Source organism: Maritimibacter sp. (genome assembly GCF_016774595.1).
Classification (GTDB): Bacteria; Pseudomonadota; Alphaproteobacteria; order Rhodobacterales; family Rhodobacteraceae; genus Maritimibacter; species Maritimibacter alkaliphilus.
In genome coordinates this window covers 715,654-740,696 of the sequence record NZ_JACBWT010000002.1, presented here as the reverse complement: position 1 = coordinate 740,696, position 25,043 = coordinate 715,654, and the positions used below count along the sequence as shown (strand labels likewise).

Annotated in this window: 31 protein-coding genes; 13 read left to right on the top strand and 18 right to left on the bottom strand. The window is 65.8% G+C overall.

Annotation, left to right across the window (positions count from 1 at the left end):
* Nucleotides 1-69 precede the first annotated feature (69 nt).
* A complete protein-coding gene (locus HOY44_RS14930; protein ID WP_008330376.1) occupies nucleotides 70-606 on the bottom strand; it encodes a tetratricopeptide repeat protein in 537 nt (178 codons plus the stop codon).
* An 89-nt stretch (nucleotides 607-695) separates the two neighbouring features.
* On the opposite strand from HOY44_RS14930, the gene HOY44_RS14925 reads away from it, so the two are divergent.
* On the top strand, nucleotides 696-1,430 hold the full coding sequence (locus tag HOY44_RS14925) for a rhomboid family intramembrane serine protease (RefSeq protein ID WP_287435702.1): 735 nt from the start codon (nucleotides 696-698) through the stop codon (nucleotides 1,428-1,430).
* Between the two features lie 20 nt (nucleotides 1,431-1,450).
* Here the strand turns inward: HOY44_RS14925 and HOY44_RS14920 are convergent, their stop codons facing one another.
* Together HOY44_RS14920 and HOY44_RS14915 are read right to left on the bottom strand one after the other, a co-directional pair.
* Nucleotides 1,451-1,645, bottom strand: coding sequence for a hypothetical protein (locus HOY44_RS14920; RefSeq protein ID WP_008330378.1), 195 nt, complete (start codon nucleotides 1,643-1,645; stop codon nucleotides 1,451-1,453).
* Between the two features lie 107 nt (nucleotides 1,646-1,752).
* Nucleotides 1,753-2,541, bottom strand: a complete 789-nt coding sequence (locus tag HOY44_RS14915; protein ID WP_287435700.1) for an inositol monophosphatase family protein — start codon at nucleotides 2,539-2,541, stop codon at nucleotides 1,753-1,755.
* Nucleotides 2,542-2,679: 138 nt separating this feature from the next.
* On the opposite strand from HOY44_RS14915, the gene HOY44_RS14910 reads away from it, so the two are divergent.
* Together HOY44_RS14910 and HOY44_RS14905 are read left to right on the top strand one after the other, a co-directional pair.
* Nucleotides 2,680-3,222 (top strand): hypothetical protein, encoded by a 543-nt coding sequence (locus HOY44_RS14910; protein WP_287435698.1) that lies wholly within the window; start codon nucleotides 2,680-2,682, stop codon nucleotides 3,220-3,222.
* Between the two features lie 48 nt (nucleotides 3,223-3,270).
* On the top strand, nucleotides 3,271-4,293 hold the full coding sequence (locus HOY44_RS14905) for a TIGR00341 family protein (protein ID WP_287435696.1): 1,023 nt from the start codon (nucleotides 3,271-3,273) through the stop codon (nucleotides 4,291-4,293).
* A gap of 3 nt (nucleotides 4,294-4,296) precedes the next feature.
* On the opposite strand, the gene HOY44_RS14900 is transcribed toward HOY44_RS14905, so the two are convergent.
* The 4 genes from HOY44_RS14900 to HOY44_RS14885 form a co-directional block, all read right to left on the bottom strand.
* Nucleotides 4,297-4,806: a helix-turn-helix transcriptional regulator gene (locus HOY44_RS14900; RefSeq protein WP_008330382.1), complete on the bottom strand. Its 510-nt coding sequence runs from the start codon at nucleotides 4,804-4,806 to the stop codon at nucleotides 4,297-4,299.
* The gene (locus tag HOY44_RS14895; RefSeq protein ID WP_287435692.1) at nucleotides 4,803-5,402 is read right to left on the bottom strand and encodes a cytochrome b/b6 domain-containing protein; all 600 of its coding nucleotides are present in this window, start codon (nucleotides 5,400-5,402) and stop codon (nucleotides 4,803-4,805) included. Before HOY44_RS14895 ends, HOY44_RS14900 begins: the two co-directional genes overlap by 4 nt.
* A complete protein-coding gene (locus HOY44_RS14890) occupies nucleotides 5,395-5,691 on the bottom strand; it encodes a PepSY domain-containing protein (RefSeq protein WP_287435690.1) in 297 nt (98 codons plus the stop codon). The genes HOY44_RS14895 and HOY44_RS14890 overlap by 8 nt, the downstream gene beginning before the upstream one ends.
* 155 nt (nucleotides 5,692-5,846) lie before the next feature.
* Nucleotides 5,847-6,752 carry a LysR family transcriptional regulator gene (locus HOY44_RS14885; RefSeq protein ID WP_008330385.1) on the bottom strand — a complete coding sequence of 302 codons (906 nt, stop codon included), beginning with the start codon at nucleotides 6,750-6,752 and terminating at the stop codon, nucleotides 5,847-5,849.
* Nucleotides 6,753-6,848: 96 nt separating this feature from the next.
* On the opposite strand from HOY44_RS14885, the gene metF reads away from it, so the two are divergent.
* Both metF and HOY44_RS14875 read left to right on the top strand, forming a co-directional pair.
* Nucleotides 6,849-7,715 (top strand): methylenetetrahydrofolate reductase [NAD(P)H], encoded by an 867-nt coding sequence (gene metF / locus HOY44_RS14880; RefSeq protein WP_008330386.1) that lies wholly within the window; start codon nucleotides 6,849-6,851, stop codon nucleotides 7,713-7,715.
* 96 nt (nucleotides 7,716-7,811) lie between these two features.
* Complete coding sequence (locus tag HOY44_RS14875; protein WP_287435687.1) at nucleotides 7,812-9,203, top strand: NAD-dependent succinate-semialdehyde dehydrogenase; 1,392 nt, start codon at nucleotides 7,812-7,814, stop codon at nucleotides 9,201-9,203.
* Between the two features lie 90 nt (nucleotides 9,204-9,293).
* Here HOY44_RS14875 and HOY44_RS14870 read toward each other — a convergent pair whose 3' ends face one another.
* Complete coding sequence (locus HOY44_RS14870; protein WP_287435685.1) at nucleotides 9,294-9,947, bottom strand: DUF2161 domain-containing phosphodiesterase; 654 nt, start codon at nucleotides 9,945-9,947, stop codon at nucleotides 9,294-9,296.
* A gap of 108 nt (nucleotides 9,948-10,055) precedes the next feature.
* On the opposite strand from HOY44_RS14870, the gene HOY44_RS14865 reads away from it, so the two are divergent.
* On the top strand, nucleotides 10,056-10,976 hold the full coding sequence (locus tag HOY44_RS14865; protein WP_287435683.1) for a manganese-dependent inorganic pyrophosphatase: 921 nt from the start codon (nucleotides 10,056-10,058) through the stop codon (nucleotides 10,974-10,976).
* Nucleotides 10,977-11,034: 58 nt separating this feature from the next.
* On the opposite strand, the gene HOY44_RS14860 is transcribed toward HOY44_RS14865, so the two are convergent.
* A complete protein-coding gene (locus HOY44_RS14860) occupies nucleotides 11,035-11,457 on the bottom strand; it encodes a rhodanese-like domain-containing protein (protein WP_287435681.1) in 423 nt (140 codons plus the stop codon).
* A gap of 170 nt (nucleotides 11,458-11,627) precedes the next feature.
* Here HOY44_RS14860 and HOY44_RS14855 point away from each other — a divergent pair, with 170 nt between their 5' ends.
* The 3 genes from HOY44_RS14855 to HOY44_RS14845 all read left to right on the top strand — a co-directional run bounded on the left by HOY44_RS14855 (nucleotide 11,628) and on the right by HOY44_RS14845 (nucleotide 14,290).
* On the top strand, nucleotides 11,628-12,500 hold the full coding sequence (locus HOY44_RS14855) for a TIGR01459 family HAD-type hydrolase (RefSeq protein WP_287435679.1): 873 nt from the start codon (nucleotides 11,628-11,630) through the stop codon (nucleotides 12,498-12,500).
* A gap of 151 nt (nucleotides 12,501-12,651) precedes the next feature.
* Nucleotides 12,652-13,095 carry a MaoC family dehydratase gene (locus tag HOY44_RS14850; protein ID WP_008330399.1) on the top strand — a complete coding sequence of 148 codons (444 nt, stop codon included), beginning with the start codon at nucleotides 12,652-12,654 and terminating at the stop codon, nucleotides 13,093-13,095.
* A gap of 85 nt (nucleotides 13,096-13,180) precedes the next feature.
* Entirely contained in the window at nucleotides 13,181-14,290 is a 1,110-nt protein-coding gene (locus tag HOY44_RS14845; RefSeq protein ID WP_287435677.1) for a pyridoxal phosphate-dependent aminotransferase, read from the top strand.
* 15 nt (nucleotides 14,291-14,305) lie between these two features.
* On the opposite strand, the gene xseA is transcribed toward HOY44_RS14845, so the two are convergent.
* The 3 genes from xseA to HOY44_RS14830 all read right to left on the bottom strand — a co-directional run bounded on the left by xseA (nucleotide 14,306) and on the right by HOY44_RS14830 (nucleotide 17,200).
* Nucleotides 14,306-15,874, bottom strand: coding sequence for an exodeoxyribonuclease VII large subunit (xseA, locus tag HOY44_RS14840; protein ID WP_287437243.1), 1,569 nt, complete (start codon nucleotides 15,872-15,874; stop codon nucleotides 14,306-14,308).
* A 37-nt stretch (nucleotides 15,875-15,911) separates the two neighbouring features.
* Nucleotides 15,912-16,472, bottom strand: a complete 561-nt coding sequence (locus HOY44_RS14835; RefSeq protein WP_040884595.1) for a type 1 glutamine amidotransferase domain-containing protein — start codon at nucleotides 16,470-16,472, stop codon at nucleotides 15,912-15,914.
* Between the two features lie 104 nt (nucleotides 16,473-16,576).
* Nucleotides 16,577-17,200 (bottom strand): hypothetical protein, encoded by a 624-nt coding sequence (locus tag HOY44_RS14830; RefSeq protein WP_287435674.1) that lies wholly within the window; start codon nucleotides 17,198-17,200, stop codon nucleotides 16,577-16,579.
* Between the two features lie 60 nt (nucleotides 17,201-17,260).
* Here HOY44_RS14830 and purD point away from each other — a divergent pair, with 60 nt between their 5' ends.
* Together purD and HOY44_RS14820 are read left to right on the top strand one after the other, a co-directional pair.
* Nucleotides 17,261-18,523: a phosphoribosylamine--glycine ligase gene (gene purD, locus HOY44_RS14825; RefSeq protein ID WP_287435672.1), complete on the top strand. Its 1,263-nt coding sequence runs from the start codon at nucleotides 17,261-17,263 to the stop codon at nucleotides 18,521-18,523.
* A complete protein-coding gene (locus tag HOY44_RS14820; protein WP_287435670.1) occupies nucleotides 18,523-19,113 on the top strand; it encodes a hypothetical protein in 591 nt (196 codons plus the stop codon). The genes purD and HOY44_RS14820 overlap by 1 nt, the downstream gene beginning before the upstream one ends.
* A 160-nt stretch (nucleotides 19,114-19,273) precedes the next feature.
* Here HOY44_RS14820 and HOY44_RS14815 read toward each other — a convergent pair whose 3' ends face one another.
* Both HOY44_RS14815 and HOY44_RS14810 read right to left on the bottom strand, forming a co-directional pair.
* Nucleotides 19,274-19,990, bottom strand: a complete 717-nt coding sequence (locus HOY44_RS14815; RefSeq protein ID WP_287435668.1) for an FG-GAP repeat domain-containing protein — start codon at nucleotides 19,988-19,990, stop codon at nucleotides 19,274-19,276.
* A gap of 160 nt (nucleotides 19,991-20,150) precedes the next feature.
* Nucleotides 20,151-20,474 (bottom strand): 2Fe-2S iron-sulfur cluster-binding protein, encoded by a 324-nt coding sequence (locus tag HOY44_RS14810; RefSeq protein ID WP_008330410.1) that lies wholly within the window; start codon nucleotides 20,472-20,474, stop codon nucleotides 20,151-20,153.
* A 116-nt stretch (nucleotides 20,475-20,590) separates the two neighbouring features.
* Between HOY44_RS14810 and HOY44_RS14805 the strand changes: the two genes are divergently transcribed.
* The gene (locus HOY44_RS14805; protein WP_008330412.1) at nucleotides 20,591-21,016 is read left to right on the top strand and encodes an OB-fold nucleic acid binding domain-containing protein; all 426 of its coding nucleotides are present in this window, start codon (nucleotides 20,591-20,593) and stop codon (nucleotides 21,014-21,016) included.
* 62 nt (nucleotides 21,017-21,078) lie between these two features.
* Complete coding sequence (locus tag HOY44_RS14800; protein ID WP_138423517.1) at nucleotides 21,079-21,627, top strand: peptidoglycan-binding domain-containing protein; 549 nt, start codon at nucleotides 21,079-21,081, stop codon at nucleotides 21,625-21,627.
* Nucleotides 21,628-21,631: 4 nt separating this feature from the next.
* Here HOY44_RS14800 and HOY44_RS14795 read toward each other — a convergent pair whose 3' ends face one another.
* The 4 genes from HOY44_RS14795 to HOY44_RS14780 form a co-directional block, all read right to left on the bottom strand.
* Nucleotides 21,632-22,012: a hypothetical protein gene (locus tag HOY44_RS14795; RefSeq protein WP_138423518.1), complete on the bottom strand. Its 381-nt coding sequence runs from the start codon at nucleotides 22,010-22,012 to the stop codon at nucleotides 21,632-21,634.
* 82 nt (nucleotides 22,013-22,094) lie between these two features.
* Complete coding sequence (locus HOY44_RS14790) at nucleotides 22,095-22,967, bottom strand: 50S ribosomal protein L11 methyltransferase (RefSeq protein ID WP_287435664.1); 873 nt, start codon at nucleotides 22,965-22,967, stop codon at nucleotides 22,095-22,097.
* Between the two features lie 67 nt (nucleotides 22,968-23,034).
* Entirely contained in the window at nucleotides 23,035-23,778 is a 744-nt protein-coding gene (locus tag HOY44_RS14785; RefSeq protein ID WP_287435662.1) for an alpha/beta fold hydrolase, read from the bottom strand.
* Entirely contained in the window at nucleotides 23,778-24,905 is a 1,128-nt protein-coding gene (locus HOY44_RS14780) for a DUF8173 domain-containing protein (RefSeq protein WP_287435660.1), read from the bottom strand. The genes HOY44_RS14785 and HOY44_RS14780 overlap by 1 nt, the downstream gene beginning before the upstream one ends.
* Between the last annotated feature and the right edge of the window lie 138 nt (nucleotides 24,906-25,043).

The following is a 25,043-nucleotide window of genomic DNA, read 5'->3' as shown; positions in this document are numbered from 1 at the left end:
GCCGCCTCCCCTTCGTGGTGGCGATTACGAAAACCCGACATGGGGGGTCGGGGCAATGATTCTCGCGCCCTAACGCGGTGCGCCGTAAAGCTCGGGGATCAGGCCGCGTTCCGGCAACCAGGGGTGAAGATCGACGGCTGCCCTCAGCGCATCATACCCTTCGTCCTCGCGCCCCAGCTTGAGAAGCGTCACACCCTTGCCGGACAGCGCCGGAATATGGCGCGGTGCGATCTCCAACGCCCGCTCGATGTTTTCAAGCGAGGCGGCGTAATCTTCCTGCCGGAAATAGACGAACGCTCTCTGGTTCCACGCCTCGGCCCATGTCGGGCAGTATTCGACCAGCGCGTCGAACGCCTTCTGCGCACCTTCGTAATCGGCCACGCGCATCCGTTCGAGGCCGACGTCCAGCAACTCGCCCGACCATTTGTCCGGCGGCGCCTGCCAAAGCGACCACATATCGCGCAGCGCGTCGCGGGCGACCATATAAGTCTGGGCGGCCTGCCCTTCCGCGATCAGGGCCGCCAGCGCGTCGCCGGTATCGGGGCCCTCGGGACAGGTATCGGCCCAGATCGGCGTCGCCACGAGGAAGGGAACGAGAAACCGCATGTCCAACCGTCCGCCGCACGGGCGTTCCCGTCAAGTCACGCACGCGCGAGCCGCTTGACGCCCCCGCGCGCATGGGGCCATCTGCACCCATGTTTCCGATCCGCGATCACAACCCGTCCGAACGCACGCCTTTCGTCACCTACATCCTCGTGGCGATCAACGTGGTCGTCTTTCTGGGCCAACTCGGCCTCGACGACCGGGCGCTGGGCGAGGCGTTCTGGACCTGGGGCGTCGTGCCGGAGCGGATCACGTCGGGCAACGGGCTGGAAACGCTCATCACCTCGCAGTTCCTGCATTCGGGCTTCTGGCACATTGCGGGCAACATGCTGTTTCTGTGGATTTTCGGCGACAACCTCGAGGATGAGCTGGGCCATTTCGGCTTTCTGGTCTTCTACCTCGCCAGCGGTGTGGGGGCGGCGATGGTCCAGATCCTGCCCGATCCGTCCTCGGGCATTCCGATGGTCGGCGCATCGGGCGCCATCGCCGGGGTGATGGGCGGCTACCTGCTCCTGTTTCCCAAGGCGCGGGTCGACGTGCTCTTCATCTTCATCGTCTTCTTCAGGATCTTCCCGATGCCCGCGTGGATCATGCTCGGGCTGTGGTTCGCGCTCCAGCTTTTTAACGGCGCGACGATGCCGGGCGACGGGGTGGCCTATTTGGCCCATGTCGGAGGGTTCATCGTGGGGTTCGTCTGGGTGCTGCCCAAATGGCTGCGCGAAGGCGGGCCGGAGTTCTGGCGCCGCACGCATGGGCACCCGCCGCATCCCGACGCGCAATATCGCTTCTCGTCATCGAGCGTGCCAGCGGTCCGCCGCCGGCGATAGTCAAGGATCAGGCCCGGTTCTTATTCCGGCCCGACCGACCGGCCAGAGACGAATTCGCTCAGCTTGTTGGCGAGCGTCGGAACCGAGCTGGTGACGGAAAAGCCCGCGAACAGGCCAAGCATCAGGATCGCGGCGGTCAGCGCGACCCAATCGACGGTGACAGCCCCGTCCTCTTCCTTCAAAAAAGGCCGCAGCAGCCTTCTTGCGATACGCATTGCAACACATCCCCTTCGAATTGCTTCGAGACAGGATGCCGTCAAAACGCGGCGCAATTGTGCCGTAGTGATGCCTAAGACGTGGTAAAACGGACGTTCGGGGCCGGTCAGTCCCGGATGATCTTGGCGAAACTGTCGAAGATCGCTTCGTTCGCGCCGATCACGTCGCCGCCCGACAGGATGTCGCCTTCGGGGTCGATGGGTTCGACCAGACCGCCCGCTTCGCGCAGGATGACAAGGCCCGCGGCCATGTCCCATGCGTTCAGGCGCCGTTCCCAGAACCCGTCATAGCGCCCCGCCGCCACATACGCGAGGTCGAGCGCCGCCGACCCCCAGCGCCGCACACCGGCGCAGATCGGCATCAGGCGCGCGAGATCCTGCAAGGTCTGGGGCAGATCGCCCCGCCCACCGAAGGGCACGCCGGTCGCGAAGATCGACTCGATCATCTTGTGACGGCTCGACACCCGCAGACGCTGCTGGTCGTTGAGCCATGCGCCGTTGCCCTTCTCGGCGAAGAACATCTCGTCCTTCGCGGCGTCGAACACGACGCCCGCGACGATCTCGCCCTTGTGCTCGAGCGCGATGGACACCGCCCAGTGCGGCAGGCCATGGAGGAAGTTCGTGGTCCCGTCGAGCGGATCGACGATCCAGCGCCGCGTCGGGTCTTTACCCTCTTCGCCGCCGCCCTCTTCGCCGAGCCAGCCATAGTTCGGGCGCGCATCCATCAACTCGTTCTTGATGATCTCTTCGGCGGCGATGTCCGCACGGCTCACAAAGTCGCCCGCGCCCTTCATCGAAACCTGAAGGTTCTCGACTTCGCGGAAATCCTTGACCAGCGACCGACCCGCCTTGCGCGCGGCCTTGATCATGACGTTGAGATTGGCGCTGCCTTGCATGTCCGGGGCTCCTTGGTTCAGAGGGCGCTATACGCGCGGGCGGGCGCGATGCCAAGGGGCGCGCCGGGGCCAAAATAGGCGAACAAGCCATTTCCGTGTTATCCTTCGCTCATTCTTTGGAGAATGGGGGATTTGAAAATGGCCGATGACTGCCGCACACCGAAAATACATTACAGACAGAAAGTGGTTGGCGATCTGGTGCTGGATGAGCGGTACGTTCCGATCGTGCCACCGTCCATCGAAGCCAAACGGCTCGTCATCGAAACGTCCAAGACGCGGGAGGCGATGGCCGCCGAGCTTCTGGCCCAGATCAATCGCAAGCTGACCGCGCGCAACGCCGCCGTGCCACAGTGCGGCAAGGGCTGTATTCCCATCGGCGAGATAGAGCGCAAACCCCCGCCGCCCCCGATGAAACGGCGCGACACGCTCACCTTCAAGGAGCCGTGCCGGTTCAAGGGCAAAGACAAGACGTTTCAGATCGAGGTCACGTTCAAGATCGGGGGCACCGTCATGGTCGAGACCCACGTTTTCGACATCCTGTGCGATGCGCCGCTCGAAGACGCCGCCTTCGCGGACGAACCCAGGACCTACTACATCGACGACGAGATCGGCCCGTTGGTGGAACAACTGACCGAAGAAGACCGGAAGCGGTTCGGGATCAGCGAGGTCTCGCAGGCCTGACGCCACGCGCAAGGTGGACAGTGGCCGGGGCTTGGCTACTGTCGCCCCATGACCACGCGCCAGATCCTCGTCACGGCACCGAAATCCACGCTGACCTACCTTGTGCGGGCGATCCGCGACGTGGGCGTCATCGACCTGCGCGTGTTGGAGGCGACCGATCCCCCCGGCGATCCCGTCCTTCTGATCCTCGCCGATGACGACGACCGCCAGACCCTGCTCGACCGGATGCAGGCGGTGTTCGGACCGGAGAACGAAGACGACTGGCGCATCACCCTGCTGCCCATCGAAGCGACGATCCCCCGTGTCGAGGACGAGGACGAAAAGGAAGAGCCCAAGGAACGGCGCGAATTCGCCTCGACGGGCCGCACGCGCGAAGAGATCTACGACAGCGTCTGGCGCAATGCGCGTGCCGACCGGAATTACATCACCTTCGTCGTGCTTTCGACCATCGTGGCCGCCTTCGGGATGCTGGCCGACAACGTGGCCGTGGTCGTGGGCGCAATGGTGATCGCCCCCCTGCTCGGCCCCAACCTCGCCCTTGCCGTGGGCATCGCGCTTGGCGACGGAAAGCTGATGGGCAAGGCGCTGATGACCAATCTCGTCGGTGTCGCGATCGTGCTGGCGCTCAGCCTCGCCATCGGGCTGATCTGGCCCCCGGACCTCGCCGCGAAGGAATTGATGAGCCGGTCCGAGGTCGGGTTCGACGGTATGGCCATCGCGCTGGCCTCCGGTGCCGCTGCCGCGCTTTCGCTGGTGTCCGGCCTGTCCTCGGCCCTCGTCGGGGTCATGGTCGCCGTCGCCCTTTTGCCGCCCACCGCGGCCATCGGGCTGTTCGTGGGCTTCGGCCAGCCCACCCTTGCCGTGGGCGCCGCAACGCTCTTGGCCGTCAACGTGGTCTGCGTGAACCTTGCCGCTCAGGCGGTCATGGCGAGCCGGGGCATCACGCCGCGCACGTTTTATGAGAAAAAGGCGGCCGCTCGGTCGCAATGGATCAGCGCCGCCATATCCGTGGGCCTGCTCGCCGCCCTCGCCGCCCTCATCTGGTGGCGGCTTCTGCACCCGGCGACGTAACGGTCACTCGCCCGCCAGCAACTCTTCCATGAAGATCGAAAAGAGCTGCGGCCGCCCGTCCACCCCTGCCTTGCGAAACACCGCCGCGCCCTGAGCGCGCACGGTGCCTGAGGCCGTGCCGCGAATGCGCGCGATCTCGTCGTTCTCGATGCCCTTGAGCATCAGCAGCGCCACGTCCCGCTCGCTCGCCGTCAGGTTCCACTCGTCGAAAAAGGCTTCGATCACATCGGCCATTTCGCCCTGCGCGGCCCGTGTCGCATTCTCGAGAATGGCGACGCGGTTCATCACCCGCCGCAATTCGAAGATCAGGAAGGCGACCCCACCGACCATTGCGAGGCCCGCGACGATCTCGACCCATTTGTGCGGCCCTTCGAATTGTCCGTCGCCGACGAGGTCGCCGATCACGTCGCCCAGAAAGAAGATCGCGCAAAGTGTCTGGACGACGATGACGGCGGACAGCAACGCTGCCCGCCGCCCCGTTCTGGCGCGATCGCTGACGGCCACCGCCGTCATCCGATGCGATCCGTCGGCACGCGCTTGCGGCCCGTTATCATCGCAGGCACCAGCGGCACGCGCGTCAACACGGTATCGAGCAGGATACCCGCGAGGTGAAGCACCACGGAAACCATGATCCAGCCATAGATCACCTCATGCGCTTCCTCGACCCAGTCGATACCGAAAAAGGCGACCGTCCCCATCATGTATCCCGTCACTCCCATCGCGATGACCGAGGCCCAGAGGTTATAGACCATGAGCGCCCCGGCAGGGTTATGGGAAAGATGCACGTGACGCCGCCCCCGGTGCAAGTCCGTCAGATGCCTGATGGCCGCCATCGGGTTCGGGGGGAAGCTGGACAACCGCGCATGGCGTGGCCCGACGAGACCCCACAAGAGACGCAGGACGACGAGCCCGACACCGACGTAGCCGAGAAGCTGGTGCAGGTCCGCGCTCTTGCCCTCGGGCTCGAACAGAAAGGAACAGCCCAGAACCGCCGCCGCCACGCCCCAATGCGTGATGCGCACGACCGGGTCCCAGACCTTGACGCTGGTCACCCCGTCCGGGGCGCGCCGATCACGCGCCCCGGAGGTCGTCGAGGCGACCTCAGTCATCGTCGCCGCCTTGCACGATCGCGCCGGTGGTCGGGTCGACATAGACCTCGGCGGTCATCTTGCCCTTGACCACGTAGGCTTCGATGCGGCCGTCCTCTTTTTCGATCTTGCGCACGTCGAAGCCCAGTTCGGTCAGTGCGGTTCGGATCGAGGCCTCGTCGGTGCCGAGCATCGTGCCCGCCGCGAGATCCGGCATCGTCGCCATCGACGCGTCGTCATCGTCGGCTGCGAAGGTGACGGCAGGCATGGCGATAGCGAGCGCGGCGAGGGTGAGAGTGATCTTTTTCATCGTGAGGGTCCTTTCGGTTGCCCGACAGGCACAGCGCCCGCCGGTCCCCTCCAGATTTGCCGATCACGGGCTGCGAGCCATTGGCGGGGGGCTTAATCGGGCCGGTCTAAGCGCCCGCTTAGGCCCAGCCGCAGCGCCCCGGTGCGACCAAGCCCCTATGCCCGTTGAAGTTTTACCGGCTCGGTCCGCGCCAGTCGCATCATGTGCGCGATAAATGGTTTTGACACGTCCTCGTCCCGCGTCGCCGCATACATCCGCTTGTTCAGCCCCGCTTCGGTGATCGGGCGGACCGCGTAATCCGGGTTCGAGCGATATTTGCCCAGCACCCAGTCGGGCAGCACCGTCACCCCGCGCCCGGCGGCGACGAGCATCAGGATCACCTCGGTCAGTTCCACGCCCCGCGTGCCCCTCGGCTCGACCCGCGCCGGGGTCAGAAGCTGGGTGAAGATGTCGAGCTTCGCCCGTTCCACCGGGTAATGCAGCACGACCTCTTCCGCGAAATCCTCGGCCTCGATCCACGTGCGGTCTGCGAGCGGATGGTTCGCGGCGCAGACGAACATCGGCTCATAGTCGAAGAGCGGCGTGAAGGTGACGCCCGGCAGGCTCACCGGATCGGACGAGATGACGAAATCCACCTCTTCCCGCCTCAGCGCCTCGATCGCGTCGAAGGCCAGCCGCATCCGGATGTCAACGTCCACCTCGGGCCAGGCGCTGCGGAACCCGTCGAGCACGGGGAAGAGCCAGTCGAAACAGGCGTGGCACTCGATGGCGATGTGCATACGCCCCGACCGGCCCGACTGCATCGCGCGAAACTCTTCCTCGACCGCCGAAATCTCCGGCAGGATTCGTTCGGCGAGGCGGAGCAGCTTCATGCCCGCCGGCGACAGCTTCATCGGTTTCGACCGGCGCTGGAACAGTTCCATCCCGACCTGCTCCTCCAACCCCTTGACCTGATGGGACAAGGCGGACTGCGTGATGTTCAGCATGTCGGCGGCACGCGCCAGCCCCCCGGCCTCATGAATGGCCCGGATGGTGCGCAGGTGACGAAATTCGAGATACATTGTGAGCGATCCTCATATTCTTCCTGAATATTATGAATTTGTCTCACGAAGGCCAAGGCCCTAGGTTCACCTCAACACCAAGAGGAATCTATCGCCATGAAAGCGCCCCGCATCTCGTTCGAATTCTTCCCGCCGAAGAACATCGAATCGACCTTTCGCCTGTCCGATACCGTGCGTGACCTCGCGCCGCTCGACCCGTCTTTCGTGTCAGTGACCTATGGCGCCGGGGGCACGACGCGCGAACTGACCCACGATGTCGTCGCGACGATCCACAAGAATTACGGCCTGAACGTCGCGGCGCACCTGACCTGCGTGAACGCGACCCGCGACGAGACGATGGAGATCATCGACAACTACGCCCGTGTCGGCGTGTCCGAGATCGTCGCGCTGCGCGGCGACCCGCCCAAAGGATCGAACGGCTTTGTCCCGCATCCGGACGGCTTCGCAAACTCGGTCGAACTGATCGAGGCCATCGCGGCGCGCGGCGACATGAAGATCCGCGTCGGCGCCTACCCCGACCCGCACCCCGAGGCCGCTTCGGACACCGCGGACGTCGACTGGCTCAAGCGCAAGATCGACGCGGGCGCGACCAGCGCGATCACCCAGTTCTTTTTCGAGGCCGAAACCTTTCTTCGCTTCCGCGACAAATGCGCGGCAGCCGGGATCGACGCCCCGATCATTCCGGGCATCCTTCCGATCCAGTCGTGGACCGGGGTCAAGAACTTCGCGAAAAGCTGCGGCACGCCGGTGCCGGGTTACCTCGACGATGCCTTCCTGCGCGCCGAGCGTGACGGGCGCGAGCGGCTGCTGTCGATTTCGCTGACGACCGAGCTTTGCACCGAGTTGATGGAAGAAGGCGTCGAAGACCTGCACTTCTACACGCTGAACAAGACCGACATCACGCGCGACATCGTTCACGCGCTGGGCGTGACGCCCAAGGTGGCGCTGCAACAGGTCGCCTGACCCGACCCGCTCAGGAACACGTGAAGGCCGCGACCCGGAACAGGGCGCGGCCTTTTTCCGTTGGCAGGTCCAAGGCAACCCGAAAGGACCACGCCCATGAAAGACGCTGCCAAATCCGGCTATATCACCACGGTCGACCCGGCCACCGAGCAACCCCTGAAAGATTATCCGATCATGGAGCGGGAGGAGGCGCTGGCCGCCGTCGAACGCTGCCACGAGGCGTTCCTCCACTGGCGCGAGACGAGCAAGGAGAGCCGCGCCGAGATCATCTCGAAAATCGGCGCCACGCTGCGCGACCGCGCGGACGACTTCGCGTCGCTCATGACCGACGAAACCGGCAAGCGGCTTGAAGACGGTCACACCGAGATTGAACTGTGCGCCGCGATCTGCGACTGGACCGCCGAACAGGGGCCCGAGGAGCTGGCCGACGAAGTGCGTGAGGTCGCCAATGGCGAGCGCGGTGTCATCACCTACCAGCCGCAGGGTGTGATCTACGGCATCCAGCCGTGGAACTTCCCTGCCTATCAGGCGGTGCGCTACGCCATCGCGAATCTCATGGCCGGGAACGGCGTGCTTCTGAAACACGCGTCGAACTGCACCGGATCGGGCATGTTCCTGCGCGACGTCTTCGAGGCGGCCGGCCTGCCGGAAAACCTGTTCACCGTGCTGGTCATCGACCACGACACGTCGGACGAGATCATCAAGAACCACCGCGTGCGCGGCGTGACGCTGACCGGCTCGGCCGCCTCGGGCGCCAAGGTCGCGGCCATCGCGGGCGGCGCGATCAAGAAAACCGTGCTCGAGCTTGGCTCCAACGACGCCTACCTCGTGTTGGACGATGCCGATCTGGACCTTGCCGTGAAGACCTGCGTCGTCGGGCGCATCTACAACAACGGCCAGACCTGCGTGAACGCCAAGCGGTTCATCGTGACCGAGAAGAACTACGACGCCTTCGTGAAGGCCTATGTCGAGGCGATGTCGGCGCTGGAAATGGGCGATCCGCGCGAAAAATCCACCAAACTCGGCCCGATGGCGCGCGGCGACCTGCGTGACACGCTGCACGAGCAGGTGACCAAGTCGGTCGACAAGGGGGCGACCATCGCATGCGGCGGCGAGATCCCGGATCGCACTGGGTATTACTACCCCGCCACGGTTCTGACCGACGTGAAGCCGGGCCAGCCCGCCTATGACGAGGAACTCTTCGGCCCCGTCGCCAGCGTCATCCGCGCCAAGGACGACGTGGAGGCGATGCACATCGCCAACGATAGCCGCTTCGGCCTGGGCGGCGGCATCTTCTCGCAGGATGCGGATTATGCCGTGAACCTCGCCCGGTCGCATTTCGACACCGGGATGGTCTTCATCAACGGCTTCAACGTGGCCACCCCGAACATGCCCTTCGGCGGCGTGAAGGATTCAGGCTATGGCCGTGAGCATGGCGGCTTCGGCATGAAGGAATTCGTGAACGTGAAGACGATCATCACGAATTGAGGTTTCGACCGCCGAAGCGGTCGACCCGCCGGGGGAGGCCCTGCCTCCCCGGACCCTCCGAGGTATTTTGGACCAGAGAAGAGGGGCGCGTCAGACGGAATGCTCGGCGCGCCCCTTTTCGGTCAAGTCGTAGGTGCCGGTGTCGACGCGGGCGAACCAACCCAAGTGGTTCACATACATGATCCGGGTCGCTTTCGTGACGCCCGTGGCCTTGGCGATCTCGGCGCCCTTGCAAGGGCCGGAAGCGGCCAGATGCGCGGCGATCCGGGCGCATTCCTGTTTATAGGCGGTCATCACCTGCCCCCGGCTGCCGCCCATGTTAGGGTCGCCCTCGCGCCGCGCGAATTCGGACAGAAGCCGGGCGCGGCGGGTTCTGGACTTGCGCGGGCGGAACTCAGTCGGGTCGGCGTGGACTTGCACGAACCCGTCTTCGAGCCGCACCGAGAGGACGCCGACGCCCAAACGCTTGCACAATCCGACATTTCCCTTGAACGCGCGCCAACCGGACTTGCCCGACCAGCGCGGCACGGCCACGTAGACGATATCGGTCACCGACTGCCGCGCCACCGCCTGTTGCAAGAGCGTCAGCGAGAAGCCCGCCTTGAGTTCGACCACCACCGGGTCGCCGCCTGCGCGCACCGCCATCACGTCGACCGGGCCGATCTCGGCCTTCACCTCGAATCCCAGCGCCTCGAGCCACGCCTTGACCGGCGGGTATAGGTCCGTCTCAGTCACCCTGCCCATGCCCCGTGATACCCTGCGCGGCCCATGCGGCAAAGGGGGTCGTGACATCCGCGGGCCACATCGCTATAGGTCGCGCGAAATTTTCAACGCTCAAAGGGACGCACCCGTATGACAACCCTCGTTTTCGGTCACAAATCGCCCGACACCGACTCCACCGGTTCGCCGCTCATCTGGGCCTGGTACCTCAACGAGATCAAGGGCGAGCAGGCCAAGGCCGTGCTGCTGGGTCAGCCCAACACCGAAGCCGCCTTCGTGCTGGAGCGCTGGAGCCAGTCGACACCCGACATCATCAGCGAGGTCGAGCTGGGCCAGCGTTGCGTGATCGTCGACACCAACAACCCCGCCGAGCTTCCGGCCGCGATCAACGACGCCGACGTCGTGCAGATCATCGACCACCACAAGCTGGTCGGCGGGCTGGAAACCAAGGGTCCGATCGACATCACAATCCGCCCCGTCGCCTGCACCGCCACCATCATGTACGACCTGATGGGCGACGACACCGCCAAGATGCCGGACGAAATCCGCGCACTGGCCCTGTCCTGCATCCTGTCGGACACGCTGGAATTCCGCTCGCCGACCACCACCGACCGTGACATCGAGGTCGCCAAGACGCTCGCCGCCGAACTGGGTGTGTCGATCCCCGACTATGCCGCCGAGATGTTCGCGGCCAAGTCGGACGTGTCGGCCTACTCCGACGCGGAACTCCTGCGCATGGACTCGAAGGAATACGAAGTCGGCGGCAAGAAATTCCGCGTCTCGGTGCTGGAAACCACCGCGCCCGACATTCCGATGGGCCGCAAAGACAGCCTGATGGAGACCATGGTGACGGTCGCCGAAGAAGACGGCGTCGATCAGGTGCTGCTCTTCGTCGTGGACATCCTCAAGGAAGAAGCGACGCTGCTGGTCCCCAACGATCTGGTCAAGACGCTGTGCGAAAAGAGCTTCTCGACCTCCGTGTCCGGCGATACCGCCGTGCTTCCGGGCATCGTGAGCCGTAAGAAGCAGATCATCCCGAACCTCGCCCTGTAAGGCGATCGGTCGGAGACCCAAAAGGGCGCCCGGTGTGGCGCCCTTTTTCTTTGGCGCGTCAGCCCGGCGCGACCGTCCGGTAACCACCCGCGATCACCCGCTTCATCCCGCCGTCGACCGACACGATCCGGTTCGGGATCCGCCCCTCGAGCGCCGGCGCCGCCGCGCGCGTCCGGTTGCCGGACCGGCACACGAGGATCAGGTCGCGCCCATCCGCCAGCGCGGGGCCGACCTGCGCCAGAAAGCGATCGGGGTCGGTGAAGGTGAGAAGCACCGCCTCGTCGATTACGCCCGTCTCGGCCCATTCCGGCGGGGTGCGGATGTCGACGATCAGACCGCCGGTCGCTTTCATCTCGTCCACCGTCATGAACCGCTGCTCGAAGCCCGGCTTGCCGCCGGCGATGAGCGAAACTCCGGTCACGGCGGCAAGCGCCGCGGCGGCCCCGCCGATCATCACGAAGCGTCTTGTTCTGTCTGCCATCTTGGCCTCCAAATCATATTCACCTTCCTAGATATGACTTGCCTGCGCCGATGTGTATCCCCTGCCCCCGATTGCGGCGATCCGCCACGGGCCGGGGCGCAATGCGCTTGATCCGCCGAAGCGCGCCCCTTACCCATCGCCGTGACGCAACCCGGACGAGGCCAACCCCTGTGACCCAGATCATCCAGTCGCTCACCGACATTTCCGACCGTTACGACGTGCTGCTGTGCGATCTCTGGGGCTGCGTCCACGACGGGGTGAAGGTCTACCCGGAGGCGATCCCGGCCCTGCGCGCCTTTCGTGCGGCGGGCAAGATCGTGGTGCTGCTGACCAACTCGCCCCGCGACCGGCACGCGGTGGCCGAGCAGATGGCCCGGTTCGGCCTGCCGGATGATTGCTGGGACACCATCGCTTCCTCCGGTGACGCCGCGCGCGCCGCGCTTTTCACGGGCGCCGTGGGGCGAAAGGTGCATGTCATGGGCGAACAACCCGGCGACGGGTTTTTCCGGGAAATGGAGATCATCGACAATCCGGTCGCGGTCGAGCGTGTCGGCATCGCCGAGGCCGAAGGGCTGGTCTGCCTTGGCCCCGACGACCCCTCCGCCGATCCCGAGACGTGGCGGCCCGATCTGCTTTATGCCAAGCAGAAGGGGCTGAAGCTGCTCTGCGCCAACCCCGACATCGTGGTGGACCGGGGTGAGGTGCGCGAATGGTGCGCGGGGGCCGTCGCGCGGATGTATACCGAGATGGGGGGCGAGAGCCTTTACTTCGGCAAACCGCATCCGCCGATCTACGATCTCGCCCGCCGTCGCCTCGCCGCGCTCGGACGGAACGTGGGCCCAGAAGGGATGCTCGCCGTGGGCGACGGGATTCAGACCGACATCAAGGGTGCTTTGGGCGAAGACATCGATTCGCTCTTCATCACCGGCGGTCTCGCGCGGGCCGAAACCAGGACCGTGACCGACCCGGATGCGCAGGCGCTTGCCACCTATGTCGAGGGCGAGCGGGTCACCCCGACCTTCGCCATCGGCATGCTGCGTTAAGCAAACCTGCGAACTTTTCCGGCGACCAGCGCGTTCGGCTTGCGACAGCAGGTCCGGAACTGCGGCCTTTTCGCTCTTGTTTCTGCACCCGCAAAGTAATATTGTTGCCGAGCGTCGCAAAAAGCGCGTCTAAAATTACCCGGAGGATTCCATGTTGGACAACTTCCCCCGAGGCACGATTTGCATCGAGGACCTCGAAATCGGAATGTCGCGCCACCTCATGAAAGAGGTGACGGATCGCGATATCGAGCTGTTTGCCGAAGTCTCGACCGACCGGAATCCCGTACACCTCGACGATGCCTATGCGATGGACACGATCTTCGAAGGGCGTATCGCCCACGGAATGCTGACCGCCGGGCTGATTTCGGCGGTGATCGGCGAACAGCTTCCGGGCCATGGCACGATCTACATGGGCCAGAGCCTGAAGTTCCTCGGCCCCGTGCGCCCCGGTGATGTGGTGCGCGCCGAAGTGACCGTGATGGAGATCGACCACGGCAAACGACGGGTGCAGCTCAAGACCGAATGCACGGTCGCGGGCAAACCGGTGCTGAAGGGCGAGGCCACCGTGCTCGCCCCGTCGAAGAAGTTCGACTGACGCCACCGATTTTCGCGGGTCGATCCGACACCGGGCGCGCACGCGACGGCTTGCCGTTGGATGTCGGTTCTACGATTATGCCGCCATGACACATGGCCCCCGCTACACCGCACTCGTCGACCGTCTGCCCGCCTCCGTCCCCTTCGTCGGACCTGAGACCGCCGAGCGTGAGCGGGGCCGACCGTTCAAGGCCCGCATCGGCGCGAACGAAAGCGTCTTCGGCCCCTCGCCCAAGGCCATCGAAGCGATGTCGCGCGAAGCCTCCGAGACGTGGAAATACGGCGACTCGCTCTCCTACGACCTGCGTATGGCGCTGGCCGACCGGCTGGGCGTGGGTGCGGGCAACATCATCGTCGGCGAAGGGATCGACGGGCTTCTGGGCTATCTCGTCCGGCTGGTCGTGTGCGAAGGCGACAAGGTCGTCACCTCGCTCGGCGCCTACCCGACTTTCAACTACCACGTGACCGGCTTCGGCGGCGAACTGGTGACGGTGCCCTACCGTGACGATCACGAAGACCCCGAGGCGCTTATCGCCAAGGCGGGCGAGGTCGGCGCCAAGCTCGTCTACATCGCCAACCCCGACAACCCGATGGGCACGTGGCACGACGCGGCCACGATCCAGCGCATGATCGACGCGGTGCCCGACGGTACGCTTCTGGTGCTCGACGAGGCCTATCTCGAATTCGCGCCCGAGGGGACGGCCCCCGCCATCGACCCGGACGACGCCCGCGTCATCCGTATGCGCACCTTCTCAAAGGCCTACGGCATGGCCGGGGCGCGCGTGGGCTACGCCATCGGGGCCGAGCCGCTCATCACCGCGTTCAACAAGATCCGCAATCACTTCGGCATGGCCCGCATTTCACAGGCCGGTGCCTTGGCCGCGCTTCATGACGATGCGTGGCTGGCGCAGGTGCAGGGTAAAGTGTCGGCCGCCCGCGACCGCCTTGCCGAGATCGCGCGCGAGAACGGTCTGACGTCGCTTCCCTCCGCCACCAATTTCGTCGCCATCGACTGTGGCGCGGACGGCGATTTCGCGCGCCGGGTTCTGGCCGAACTGGTCGCCCGCGACATCTTCGTGCGGATGCCCTTCGCCGCGCCCGAGGATCGCTGCATCCGCGTGTCGGTCGGCCACCCCGAGGATATGGACGCCTTCGCCGAGGCCTTGCCACAGGCCCTCGCCGCCGCCCGCGCCTAGCACTTTTGCGATTTTTCAGAAGAGCGAGCCCTGCTCCGGCGGCTCATCTTTGGACTTTTTCGCCTTTGGCGTGGGTTTGGCCGATCCGCCGCCCCCGCCGATCACGTCGAGCCTTCCGTCATGGAACTCGATCTCCAACGCTCCCGCATGGGCCGCCGCTTCGCGCGTCGTGACCACGTCACCATCGCCCCGCACCACCGCATAGCCGCGTTTTAGCGTCTCGGTATAGCCAAGCGTCACGCGCATCCGCTCCAGCGCATCCAGCCGCTTCTGCCAGCCTTCGATCTGCCCGGTGCCGACCCGCGACAGCCGCGCGGACAGCGCCTCGAACTCCCGCTCTTTGCGCAACCGCGCTTCGTCGATCCGGGCGGGGTCGAGCCGTGGTGCCAGCCGTGCCAGATCACGCTTGCCCGCCTCCACCGGACGCGCGAGCGCATGGCCCAGCCGCCCAGCCCGGTCCGCCACCCGTTCGCGCAGCACCGTGACCCGGTTCGTCAGCACCGAGGGCCGCAAGCCTCCGGACGCCCGGTTCAGCCGAACCTCCTCGCCCCGCACCTTGGCGATCAGCGCCGCTGGCAGGCGATCTCCGGCGCGATCAAGCCGTTGGCGTGGCGTATCCAGAAGCGTCTCGGCGCGCGGCAGCGCCCGCGACAAGTCCGTCAGCCGTTGCGACCGCCGCGTGATCCCCTGCGTCAGCGCCGAGGTCAGGCGCGACCCCAACTCGGTCGTATAGGCCATCAGTTCGCGCCGCACCGGCACCGCCATCTCGGCGGCCGCCGTGGGCGTGGGCGCGCGTCGGTCGGCGGCATAGTCGATCAGCGTCGTATCGGTCTCATGCCCGACAGCGGAAATCAGCGGAATGTCCGACGCCGCCGCCGCGCGAACGACGCTTTCCTCGTTGAAGCCCCACAGATCCTCGACCGACCCGCCGCCACGTGCGACGATGATGAGGTCCGGGCGCGGCAGAGCGCCCCCCGGCGTCAGCGCGTTGAAGCCCTGGATCGCCCGCGTCACCTCGGGCGCGCAGCGTTCGCCTTGCACCGCAACCGGCCAGATCAGCACCTTTCGCGGAAAGCGGTCGCGCAGGCGGTGCAGGATGTCGCGGATCACCGCCCCCGAGGGCGAGGTGACGACGCCGATGATCTCCGGCAGATACGGGATGGGCTTCTTGCGCTCCTGCGCGAACAGCCCCTCCGCCGTCAGCGCCGCCTTGCGCATTTCCAGCATCGCCATGAGCGCCCCGGCACCCGCAGGCGCGATGTCGTCGATGACGATTTGGTATTTCGACTGGCCGGGGAAGGTGGTGAGCCGCCCGGTGGCGACCACCTCCATCCCCTCTTCGGGCTGGGTGACGAGCCGTGCCGAAACGCCCTTCCAGATCACGCCGGAAATCACCGCGCGATCGTCTTTCAGATCCAGATAGATATGCCCGGACCGGGGCCGCGACACGCGCCCCACCTCGCCGCGAATCCGGACATGGCCGAACTCGCCCTCGATCATGCGTTTCACCGCCCCGGACAGCTCCGAGACGGTGAATTCAGGGGCATTGCCCCCCGGTTCCAAATCTTCGATCAGGTCGGACATGGGCAGACCATGCCCGACCCGCACGCCGAAGGAAAGATCACGCGGCCTGACGGTGGTGCGTGCCTTCATTGATCTCTTCGATGATCTTGTCGCAGAAGGCGTCGAGGTCGTCGGGGTTGCGCGAGGTGACGATCCCGTTGTCGGTCACGACCGGGCTGTCTTCCCACTTGCCGCCTGCATTCTCGACGTCCGTGCGCACCGACGGGTACGAGGTCATGTGGCGCCCCTTGGCGATCCCGGCCTCGATCAGAAGCCACGGCGCATGGCAGATCGCCGCGATGGTCTTGCCGCCCGCGAAGGACGCGCGGATGAACGCCAGCGCCTCGGTGTTCAGGCGCAGAAGGTCCGGGTTGATCTGACCGCCCGGCAGCACCAGCGCGTCGTAATCCGAGGCCTTGGCGTCGCCCAGAACCTTGTCGACCTTGACCGCGCGGCCCCAGTCCTTTTCGTCCCAGCCGATGATTTCCTCGGCTTCCGGCGAAATGACATGGACCTCGGCTCCGGCCTTTTTCAACGTCTCCAGCGGCACTTCCAGTTCGGATTGCTCGAAACCGTTGGTGGCGAGGATGGCGATTTTCTTGCCCTTCAGTTCGGACATGATGTCCTCCTTTGTTCGTTCGTGTCGCCACACCAACGGACAGTCGCGGTGGTCTGTTCCGGCCCCGCGATGCACCCGGCCGATCGCCGCCGGTTCGCCGCCCTTCAGTCGCCGCCGCAGTCGGCCCCGCCGCAACTCGCCCCGCCACAGGTCGCCGAACAACTCGCGGGCCCGCGCCTGTCGCGGTGCCGGGTCGCCAGCGCCGCCCCCACCGCCAGCGCCACGACGCCCGCCGCGATCATCGGCCCGTTGCCGACGCCCGCCCCCACGACGAACAGCGCGACCCCAAGGCCGCCGAAGATCAGCAAAGGCGAAACGTAGCGCCGCGCCCGTTTGCGCGCCCAGATCGTGTCGGGCGGTTCCCCGAACTCCTGCTCGTAGAGCGCAAGGGTATGAAGATACTGCTCGCCATGCCGCTTGGCCTCCCCCGCCCCCGTTGCCTCGCGATGGGTCAGCGGCTTGCCCAGAACCCCGGCGCAGAAGCGTTCCCAGTAATCCTCGGCCTGCGACAGGTGCAGATGCCAGACCGCATCCACCCTGACCGATGGCGTCAGTGGCGCATTGGTCAACTGGGTCAGATAGACGAACCGCAGGTATTCGCGCACCCAGAGCGCCGCTTCCCGCTCCCCCAGCTTTTCCTGCGCGCCGAGCAGCGCCTCGAAGGCATGGCGCCCGTCCGGCCCGAATTCGTGCATCGAAATCCGCTCATACAACTGGCGCTTTCGCATCCTTGCCCCTCGGCCCCGGCATGGGTATTCCCCCACTGACTAGCAGAAGGACGGTTTGCGGTGAACATTCTCATCTTGGGCGGCGGTGGCCGCGAACATGCGCTCGCCTGGGCCGTGATGCAGAACCCGAAATGCGACAAGCTGATCGTCGCGCAGGGCAACGCCGGGATCGCCCAGATCGCCGAATGCGCCAAGATCGACATCGAAGACGGCGAAAAGGTCGTCGACTTCTGCAATGTGAACGCGATCACCTTCGTCATTATCGGCCCCGAGGCGCCATTGGCCGCAGGCGTGGCCGACGCGCTTGAGGCCGCTGGCATCCTCGCCTTCGGCCCGTCACAGGCCGCGGCACGGCTGGAGGCCTCGAAGAGCTTCACGAAAGAGGTCTGCGACGCAGCCTCCGCCCCCACCGCCGCCTATGCCCGGTTCACCGAAGCTGCCCCCGCCAAGGACTACATCCGGCAGCAGGGCGCGCCCATCGTGGTCAAGGCCGACGGTCTGGCCGCCGGCAAAGGCGTGATCGTCGCGATGGACGAGGACACCGCGCTTGCCGCCATCGACGACATGTTCGGCGGCGAGTTCGGCGCGGCCGGGGCCGAGGTGGTGATCGAGGAATTCATGACGGGCGAAGAAGCCTCGTTCTTCATCTTGTCCGATGGTGAAACGCTGCTGCCCATCGGCACGGCGCAGGACCACAAGCGGGTGGGCGACGGCGACACCGGCCTCAACACCGGCGGCATGGGCGCCTACTCCCCCGCCCCGGTCCTGACGGACGAGATCGCGCAAAAGGCGATGGACGAAATCATCGCCCCCACCATGCGCGTCATGGCCGAGCGCGGGATGCCCTACAAAGGTGTCCTCTACGCAGGGCTGATGATCGAAAACGGCCAGCCCCGCCTCGTCGAATACAATGTCCGCTTCGGCGATCCGGAATGTCAGGTGCTGATGATGCGGCTGGGTGCGCAGGCGCTCGACCTGATGCTGGCCTGTGCCGAAGGGCGTCTGGCGGATCGTCAGGTGAACTGGGCCGACGACCACGCCATGACCATCGTGATGGCCGCCAACGGCTACCCCGGTGCCTATGAAAAAGGCTCGGTCATCTCCGGCCTCGACCAGATCGAGGAGACGTCGAAACAGATGGTGTTCCACGCTGGCACCCGCGAAGTGGATGGCAAGATCACCGCGAACGGCGGCCGCGTCCTCAACGTCACGGCGCGCGGCGACAGCCTGCAAGAGGCGCGCGACACGGCCTATGCCATGATCGACCAGATCGACTGGCCCGAGGGGTTCAATCGATCCGACATCGGCTGGCGCGCGCTCTGATGACCGCGCAGAGCTTCACCTGGAAGCCCGCGCTGCTGGCGAAACAGGACACGCTCACGCTCGAAGGCACGACCGCCCGGCTCGACGGTGACTGGACGCTCGACCTGCGCGACGTCGAGGACGCCGCCCTCGTCAATCAGGTCCTGAAAGGCAACCGGATCGTCCGGCTCGACCTCTACACGGCCGACGGACGCCGCTCGCTGGGCTACAACGCCTCGGCCCGCGTCTATCGCGCCGATCCCGACGCACGCACCCACCTTGCCGCCTGCGCCGCGACCCTGCGCGCGCTCGATCGGGCCCGACCCGGACAACTCGTGGCCCTCGGCGTGATCCGCGGCGGGCGCTGGGGCATGTTTCTCATCGGGCTCGGCACGCTCCTCTTCGGCAGCATTCTGGGCGTTTCCATGCTGGCCACCGGCGTCTCCGGCGAACGTCTCGCCACGGCCGCGATCCCCACCATCGTGCTCTTGGCGATGGGCGCGATCCTGACCTACGGCAACTGGCCGTGGCGCAAACGCCCGCGGGTCAAGGCCGCAGCACTCGCCACGACGCTCGAAGAAATGCACGCCCACGACACGACACGCCCCTGATCTTCTCTGGTCCGAAAATACCTCGGGGAGGTCTGGAGGGGCTGGCCCCTCTAGCTGTCGTGCGGAGGTCTGGAGGGATCGCCAGTGTCGCGCCATTGGTCCGAGAGACAATGGCGATGCCCCTCCAGCGGGTCGTCCCGGGCGTCAGCCCGGGGCGAAATCACTCACAGGCAAGATGCGGCGTGAAACTTTCGGGCCCGCGATAGGGGCCGACCTCGGTCGACATCAGCCGCCCGTCCTGCCAGACCGTCTCGACCACCTGAGTCCAGTCGGTATTCGCGGTGAGGATCGCAGGCACCGCGTCGTCGCAGTCGCGCACACCGCCCTCGATCTCGGGCGTGCCGAGCAGGTGGTTCGACAGCCCCTCGGCACTGGCATAGGGCGCGAGCGTCGCGGCACCGCCCGCCATGCCGACGGTCACGATGCGCAAGGTGCGCGCCAGATGCGGCCGGTCGACATAGGCGATATCGTCATGCCCGTCGCCGTTGAAATCGGCGATGCCCGCGATGGCGAGCCAGCGATGGCGTTGCCCGATCGGATTGGTGTTTCCGATGGGCCGCGCCCAGTCTCCGTCGAAATCGAACACCTGAACCATCGCGCCCACGCGAAAGCCCGACAGCACCGCGACCACCTCGGGCGTGCCGTCCGCGTCGAAGTCATGCAGGCGCGGCGCGGTGTCTTCGAACACGGCACCGTCGAACCGGATCACGTTGTGGGTGCCGTCGTCATAGTCTATCCTCAGCCCGGCATATTCGCCGTTCTTCACCGCGCCATGGCCATAGGCATCGGTCGGTTCGACATAGCGCGCCCCCGCGATCTCCTTGGCGATGGCCGGACCGGACACCGAAAGCGCGAGCGCGATCCAGATGGCTTTCATGACGACCTCCCGATGATCTCTGTCTTCAGTGCCAAGGCGCGTGTCGAAACGCCAGCGTCGCGTGGCCCCTCAACGCAAACGTGACCGCCGGTCCGGGCGGCCCGAGGCCCTCGGGGCCGAGAGACCGAGCGCGCGCGTCAGCGCGCTCCGCTTCGCAGGATCAGATCTGCTTTTCCGGCATCTGGACGACCAAACCGTCCAGCGCGTCGGTCACCTGCAACTGGCAGGTCAGGCGCGAACGGTTCGGGTCGGGTTCGAAGGCGAAGTCGAGCATATCCTCTTCCATCGCCTCTTTCGCGGGGAGCTTTCCGACCCATTCCTCGGCCACGTAGACATGGCAGGTCGAGCAGGCGCAGGCACCGCCGCAATCGGCTTCGATGCCCGGAATGTCGTTGTCGCGCGCGCCTTCCATCACGGTCAGCCCGTTGGCCACGTCGACCTCGTGCTTGGTGCCGTCGTGCTCGATATAGGTGATCTTCGCCATCTTGGTCTCCGAATGCACAGTCCGCGGTGTTCTAGCCAAGGGCGGGACGAGGGTCCAGCCCGGTTCGCCCAAGTTTCACCTTGCACCGCGATCGGCTTTGTTCTTATTTTGTTCACATGACCGCCGCCCCGCTCCTGTCCCGCTTCGGCCCCCGCGACTGGCCGCGCCCGCCCCATGCGGTGCCCCACCGGATGCTCGACCGTCCGCATGAAGGGGCACGGGTCACGGTCGCGGGCCTCGTGCTGGTGCGCCAGCGCCCCGGCACGGCGAACGGCGTGGTGTTCATCACGCTCGAGGACGAGACGGGGATTGCCAACATCGTCGTCTGGCGTGCCGTCTACGAACGCTTCCGCCGCGCCGTGGTCGCCGGGCGCTGCCTGCGTGTCACCGGCAAGATCCAGCGGCAAAGCGGCGTGGGTCACGTGGTCGCGGACACAGTCGAGGATATTTCGTGGATGCTCGACAGCCTCGCCCTGCCGCCCGCCTCCACCCCGGTCCGCACCGAGGCATGGGAGGTCGGGGGGAAGGTTCAGCGGGGCTAGCCCGATTCCACAAATCGCGCTATTGTCCGGCCAAACAACCCGCAAACGGGACCACGAGCAGTATGAATCGCGTAACAGTCCGCACCACCGGGGCCATGTTGGCCCTGTCCATCACGCTGGCCGCCTGCGCCAAGACCGGGCCGCGCCAAGAGGTGACGCGCGCCGATTTCGGCGACGAGCAGATCATCACCGACTTCACCATGGGCCCGCCCGGCGCGCGCCCCGGCGCCTGCTACGGCAAGGACGTGACCCCCGCCACGGTCGAGCAGGTCACCGAACACCGGCTGGTGGAAGAGGCCAAGATCGCCGAGAACGGCAACATCATCACGCCCGCCAAATACGAAACCGTCACCGAGGCGCGGATCGTCGACGGGCGTGAGCAGATCTATTTCGAAACCCCCTGCCCGCCGCGCTGGACGCCCGAATTCATCGCCTCGATCCAGCGCGCCCTGACCGCACGCGGGCTTTACGCCGACTATCCGCACGGGGAACTCGACGAGGCGACGCGTCAGGCGATCCGCACCTTCCAGATTTCCGAGGGGCTGAATTCCGCGATCCTGTCGACGGAAAGCGCGCGCAAGCTGGGGCTGGTCGAAATCGACCTGTCGTGACCCGTCAGAACGTCAGGGCGAGAAAGCCCTGAGCGATCTCCACGAACGGCGCCAGCACGCCCGACAGATACACGGTCGCCGCATCCGGCCGCAAAAGCCACGCGCCCGCCTGTTCCACAAGCCCGCCGGCTTCGAGTTTGGCGTGCTGGTCAATGTAGGTGACCGGGCCGAGGTAGGCCAGCAGGAACGCCTTGAACAGCAGGAACACGATGAGGACGAGGAACAACCCCCGCCAGGGAAAGCCGCGCCGCGCCCGGACCTTTTTGACGGGCACGAGAACGCCGTTCCGCTCCACGAGCGTGACGTAACCGCTGTTCAGGTTGCGGTGACCCTTTTCGATGCGCTGGACGCGATCGGAGAAATGTTTTTGCTGCATGTCCGCCATGGCGGTCTGCCTTCGCGCTGAATGTTACAGCCTTGGATCATACGTTTAATTCAGGCTGCAATATGACGGCAACGGTCCGATTTTACGCGGATCGCAAAAGCGTGAGCGTGGTCCAGTCGCCATGCTCGTCGCGCCGGTCGACGCTGAATCCCGCCGCGTCATAGGCCGCGATGACCTCGTCCGCCTGCGGGTTCAGGATGCCCGACAGGATCGCCCGCCCGCCCGGTGCGACGGCCTCGCTCATGTCCGGGGCCAGGCTGATGAGCGGCCCTTTGAGGATGTTGGCGAAGACGAGGTCGAAGGGGCTGGCCGATTTCAGGTCCGGGTGATCGAACCCCGCCGCCTCGACCACATGGACCCGATCCTCGACCCCGTTCGCATGGACATTGGCCCGCGCCACGTCGCAGGCGACCTCGTCGATATCCGAGGCGATGACCGGGTTCGGCCAGATCTTCGCCGCCGCCATGGCGAGCACGGCGGTGCCCGCCCCGATGTCCGCCACGTTGCGCGCGACGACACCTTGGTTCGCAATCCGGTCCAGAGCCAGCAGACAGCCCAGCGTCGTGCCGTGATGCCCCGTGCCGAACGCCATCGACGCTTCGATCTTCAGCCCGACCTTGCCTTGCGGCAAGCGGTCGGCATCATGCGCGCCGTAGACGAAGAAGCGCCCGGCCTCGACCGGCTGCAACTCCCGTTTCACATGGGCCACCCAGTCGACTTCGGGCAGTTCCGACACCACGAAATCCCGCGCGCCATGCATCGCGGACAGAAGCGCGAGCCCGGCCCGGTCCGGTTCCTCGGTGAAATAGCCGCCGACCTCCCACAACCCGCTGTCGTCTTCGAGTTCGAAGACACCGACCCCGGTCGGCTCGGGGGTCAGAGCTTCCATCGCCTCGCCCAGCGCGTCGGCATTCGTCTTGCCTTCCAGCGTGGTCAGCGCGGTCCATGTGGGCATGTCGGTCACTCCTTTGGGTCGCCTTGGCCCTATCGGGCGGCGTCATGGCGGTCAAGCGACGGGGTGTTCAGTTGTTCTCGATCTCGTCCACGATCTCTTCGACCGCATCGACGAAAGTCATGTCGTGATCGAAGGCCCCGTTTTCCAAAAACAGCAGCACCTGCGCGATGACCGTGGGGTTCGACATGATGAACGTATGCGTGACCGGCAGCACGATATGATCCGCCATGCCCGTGATCCGCGTGCTGTCCACAGTGACCTTGCCGTCGTCCTCGCCCGCCAGCATCGACGACAGGATCGGGTTCAGGGAACGGTTGCCTGCGATGACGCCGAGCTCGAACTGCGGCAGGCCCAGCCGGTTCGGTGTCGCGTCCGGCCCGGTGCCGAGTTGCAGACCGGCCGGCCCCATGAGCCAGCCGTAGGGTTCGAAATCCGCGAAACGGTCCACGATCTCGGACCCTTGGTTGGGCGGGGCCAACATGACCACGCGGCCCATGTCGTCCGGGCGATTGTCCTCGAGCCAGGCCCGGACGAGGATACCGCCCAGACTGTGCGTCACGAAATGCACCTTCTGGTCGCCGCAGGCCGCCACGGCGGGGGGCACGGCCTCCTCGACCAGCTGCGCGATCGGCGCTTCGGTCGACGGATAGTCCTGGTTCACCACCTGATACCCGGCTTCGGTCAGCGCCTCTTCCATGACCAGCATGGAGTTGGGCGTGCGGGCGAGGCCATGCAGAAGCACGACGCAGTCCGCCCGCGCCGGCAAGGCCAGCGCGGACAGGATCAGGGCAAGGGTGGCGAGCCGTGTCATCAGGCCTCCGCGTAGAAGCGCGGGCCGAACAGCCGGATCATCAGGCCCCCGACGCCGATCAGCAGCACCGCAAAGACCGCGAGCCACCCGATGAACGGGATCAGCACGACAAGGGCGAGGATCGCGGCACCGACGAAGGCGGCGATTGCCCGGTCGAGCGTGCTGTCCGGCAGGCCCTGCCCCACGGCGTCCACGGCCCAGACCCCCAGCAGATACGCGCCGATCACGTAGCCGATGAAGCCCAGCGCGACCGCCAGAGCGATGGCGAGAGGCGCGATGAAGATGCCGATCCCGGTCATGGCGAGCACCACGGTCGAGCCGATGGCCGCCGACAGCCCCAGCGCACCGATCCAAAGGCTCCTGAGCGGCGAGGCGAGCGCACCTTCGCGCAACGTCATGGTGAAGTTCGGCGCGAGAGCGGCGACCAGAGTGGCCACCAGCGTCGTCAGGATCACACCACCGAAGAGGCCCGAAAGTTTGGCCCAAAAGCCGGGCCGGGCCTGTTCGGTCGCTTCCTCGATGTCGTCTTCCCAGCCTTCCATCGACCGGAACTCGACACGTTCGGCGGGGGCCACGCTTTCGGGCACGTTCACATCGTCCGCATCCTCGGCATAATACAGGATCGTGCCGCCGACCGTGGCGGCATCGCCCCAGTCCACATTGGCCCCGGCAATCGACAGGTCGCCCGCGATTTCGCCATCGACGACGATGGATTCGCCGCCAAGAATGGCGCTGCCCGCGATGGTGCCGCCCACGGTGATGTCACCGCCCATGGCGCGCACGTTGCCCGCGATCTCGTCGTCCAGCGTGACCGAGTTGCCCATGGCGGTGACGTTGCCCGCCACCGGCCCGTCGACCTCAACGTCCATACCGGCGGCATAGACGTTGCCGCCCACCGCACCGTCGAGCGCGACCACGCGACCCGCGGCGTGAACCGTGCCGGTCACTTCGCCGTCGACCTCGACCCGGTTGCCCGCTGCGAACAGGTCGCCGTCCACCGTGCCGCCCACGTCCACCGTGCGCCCGGCCTGATAAGCATCGCCGCCCAGCGTGAAACTGCCGCCGTCCTGCGCGACCGCGGGCGTCGCCAAAGCGATGGCCGCCAGAAGAATGAATTGTCTGAGCATGGTCTGTCCCCCGTGCTGAATGTTACACGCCTTCACATAGGCATTGCCGATGACGGTTTTAAGACGTCCGCGAAAATGACGCAGCGCAACGAAAAAGGGCCGAGCGAGTGCCCGGCCCTTTCCGAAATCAGTCTGGAC